Annotated in this window: 4 protein-coding genes, 1 tRNA gene and 1 pseudogene; 1 reads left to right on the forward strand and 5 read right to left on the reverse strand. The window is 68.7% G+C overall.

Annotated features, from left to right (window positions below):
* Positions 1-535, reverse strand: a 535-nt coding sequence (locus tag G6028_RS11585; RefSeq protein ID WP_182658963.1) for a hypothetical protein, incomplete at its 3' end; no start/stop codon positions are given.
* A 58-nt stretch (positions 536-593) separates the two neighbouring features.
* Here G6028_RS11585 and G6028_RS11590 point away from each other — a divergent pair.
* Positions 594-675, forward strand: a tRNA-Leu gene (locus G6028_RS11590).
* 17 nt (positions 676-692) lie between these two features.
* On the opposite strand, the gene G6028_RS11595 is transcribed toward G6028_RS11590, so the two are convergent.
* The 4 genes and pseudogenes from G6028_RS11595 to G6028_RS17710 all read right to left on the reverse strand — a co-directional run.
* On the reverse strand, positions 693-1,082 hold the full coding sequence (locus tag G6028_RS11595) for a CBS domain-containing protein (protein ID WP_182643873.1): 390 nt from the start codon (positions 1,080-1,082) through the stop codon (positions 693-695).
* A 62-nt stretch (positions 1,083-1,144) separates the two neighbouring features.
* Complete coding sequence (locus G6028_RS11600; protein WP_182658964.1) at positions 1,145-1,495, reverse strand: P-II family nitrogen regulator; 351 nt, start codon at positions 1,493-1,495, stop codon at positions 1,145-1,147.
* The gene (locus G6028_RS18070) at positions 1,492-2,319 is read right to left on the reverse strand and encodes a DUF1538 domain-containing protein (protein WP_311201590.1); all 828 of its coding nucleotides are present in this window, start codon (positions 2,317-2,319) and stop codon (positions 1,492-1,494) included. Before G6028_RS18070 ends, G6028_RS11600 begins: the two co-directional genes overlap by 4 nt.
* 24 nt (positions 2,320-2,343) lie before the next feature.
* Positions 2,344-2,911, reverse strand: a pseudogene (locus G6028_RS17710) (DUF1538 family protein); the annotation flags it as partial.
* Positions 2,912-3,069 lie beyond the last annotated feature (158 nt).

A 3,069-nucleotide genomic window follows, 5' to 3' on the forward strand; every position in this document is an offset into this window, starting at 1 on the left:
ATGTGGTGTGTCTCTCCTGGTGACGGTCGCCGGCGGCCGCGTCCTGACGGGCCAGCTCGGCGAGGTATGAGTTGTAGGCGTCCAGAGCCTCATCTCCGGTCCGGGCCTCCGCGGCGGGACGCCGGGGCAGAAGGTCCGCGGGGATCTCCGTGACGATCTCCTGCCTGCGCGAACCCCGGCGCAGGGGCGGAGCGTCGGGGTGGCCGTCGACCTCGTCGTCGTCACCCTCGTCCCCGTCGGCACCGGCGGCTGGGAGGGCCGACTCGGCCTCGTCGGCCTCCAGTCGGACGTACTTCAGGTACGCGTAGACCAGGAACCCCGCCAGGAACGGCCACATGAAGGTGTAGCCGAGGTTCTGCACCGTCCCCGTGGCCTCCTGGTAGCGGGCGAGCTGCCAGAACCCCATCCCCAGGCAGAAGATCGAGCCCAGGACGACGAACGCGATCCACGAGGGGCGGTGCCTGACCTTGGTCGAGACCGGCGGGCCGGAGGCGGGGTCGCCTCCGACCGTGCGGTTGCTCAGGGTGTCGGACACCCCTCCACGATACCGCCGACGGCGCGGTAAGCTCACCTCGCCCGGCACCCCCGGGCGGGCGCCCGTGGCGGAATTGGCAGACGCGCTGGATTTAGGTTCCAGTGTCTACGGACGTGGGAGTTCAAGTCTCCCCGGGCGCACCGTCACAGATCGCGGTTCAGTCGAGCTCATCGATCAGCCGGGCGAGGATGTCGTTCATCGTGAGCAGGCCGATGAGGTCGTTGCCGCGGACCACGACCAGGCGGTTGAGGTGGAACCGGCTCATCATGGCCGCGGCCTGGTTCACCGACAGGTCCTCTCCCACGGAGATGGCGGGCTTGACGGCGGCGTCGTAGACGTTGAGCAGGTCCACGTCGCCCTCCTCGACGACGATGGCGCGCAGCAGCTCGTTGTAGCTGAGCAGACCGTAGGCATCGTGGGGGTGCTGGCGGTCCACCACGAGGCTCTTGACCCGATGGGAGCGCATCATCGACAGCGCCTCGCGCAGGGTGGCGTAGGGGGAGATGGTGATCACCTCGGGCACCATGACCTGTTGGACGGTGAGCATGGGGGTCCTCCTGGGTTGTACGGGCGGTATGGGGCGCGCGCGGGGGAGCGGGTGGGCGTGGCTCAGGTGTTCTCCCGGCGCATGTATTCCTCGAACGTCACCAGTTGCCGCGGGTCTATCCCCGTGAGGTGCTCGATGGGGACGTTGAAGGCGATGCCGTGGGAGTTGTCCCCGTCGACCAGGATCTCGTGCAGGGATTTGAGGATCGGGGTGGCCAGGTGGGTGCCCACGACCATGAGCAGCACTGACTGGGAGCCCTCGAAGGTCAGGCCGAAGAAGGTCTTCTTCTGCTGCGCGCCGATGCCCTTGCCCTCCAGGATCGTCACCCCGGTCGCCCCGGCTCGTTGCGCGACCTCGATGGCGGTGTCCTCCAGCTCCGGGGGGGCGATCACTACGACAGCCGTGAATTTCATGACGATTCCTTCCGCAGGCGGGGGATTCTCTCGAGGGCGATGGCATAGAGCAGGACGGAGATGATCGGGAAGATCGAGGCGGAGGCGATGAGGCCGAAGCCGTCGAGCAGCGCGCTGCGGCCGTCGATGGCGCTGGCCAGTCCGATGCCCAGGGCGGTGACCAGCGGCACGGTGACCTCGGATGTGGTGACCCCGCCGAGGTCGAAGACCAGGGCGACGATGTACTTCGGGGCCAGGACAACCAGGACGATGACCACGGCGTAGGAGACCATGATGAAGTAGTGCAGCGGCCCGCCGGACAGGATGCGGTACACCCCCAGCGCGATTCCGACCGCCACCCCCGTGGCCACGACCAGGCGGATGGCGGTGGCGTTGATCCCGGCCGGCGAGACGTTCTCGGCCTGGTCGGCGATGGCCACCAGGGCCGGCTCGGCCATGGTGGTGGCGAACCCGATGAGCAGGGCGAACAGCAGGATCAGCGCCGGCACGCCGCGGTCGATGAGCTGCTCGGCCATCTGCGTGCCCAGCGGGAAGAGCCCCATCGTCAGGCCCACCACGAAGGCGTAGAGCCCCACCAGGACCATGACGAACCCGACGGCCACGCGCAGCGGGTGGGACAGCTTGCGGCGCAGCGCGACGTACTGGAAGAACAGGACGACGATCACCATGGGCGCCACGTCGCGGACCATCTCAGCCAGGCCCACCACGTGCTCCAGCCAGAGCGGGGTGGAGCCCTGGTCAGACCCCGTGGTGGGCGTACCGCCGCCACCGCCGAAGGTGTAGACCCACATCCCGTAGAGCTGCACCCCGATCATCGGGACCATCACACACAGCGCGACCAGGCCGAAGCCGTCCGTGAGGGCGCTGCGGCCCCGGATCGAGTTGGCCAACCCGATCCCGATCGCGGCGATCAACGGCACGGTCACGACGTTGGTGGTCACCCCGCCGGAGTCGAAGGCCAGGCCCACGATCTCCGGCGGGGCCACGAACGTGGCCACCAGGACCACCACGTAGCCGCCGATGAGGATCCGGTGGACCGCCCACCCCCGCAGCACGCGCAGGATCCCCAGGACCAGGACGAGACCCACGGACACGGCGAACCGCGATCAGGGCGGGTTCGGCCACGACCGCGGCGAATCCGATGGCGAAGCCGAAGGTGAGCAGCAGCCCCAGGGCCCCGCGGCGGGTGAACTGGTTGGCGAGGTTCTTGCCCACCGGGAACACGCTCAGGTCCAGGCCCTGGAGGAACAGGGCGATCCCCACCCCCACGATCAGCAGTCCGGCGACCAGCTGTAACGGGTCCTCGGGCATCCGGCGGAAGACGAGCAGCTGGAAGGCCACCACCACGGCCACGATGGGCAACAGGTTCCTCAGGGCTTTCCGGAACTCCTGGGCGAAGTGTCGGAGATCCTCCATGGAGGCTGGGGTCCTCTTCCGGGGTCGGGTCGACAGGCGGCCTGGATCCCAGTCTGACGTACGACCACCGGGGCGTCCACGGAACGGTCGCGGGACCGTGGTCGGTCCACCGGGTCGGTGCGACCTCACCGCCGGCTCACCGCGGACTCACCGCCGGC

Source organism: Dietzia cercidiphylli, from assembly GCF_014145145.1.
Taxonomy (GTDB): domain Bacteria; phylum Actinomycetota; class Actinomycetes; order Mycobacteriales; family Mycobacteriaceae; genus Dietzia; species Dietzia natronolimnaea.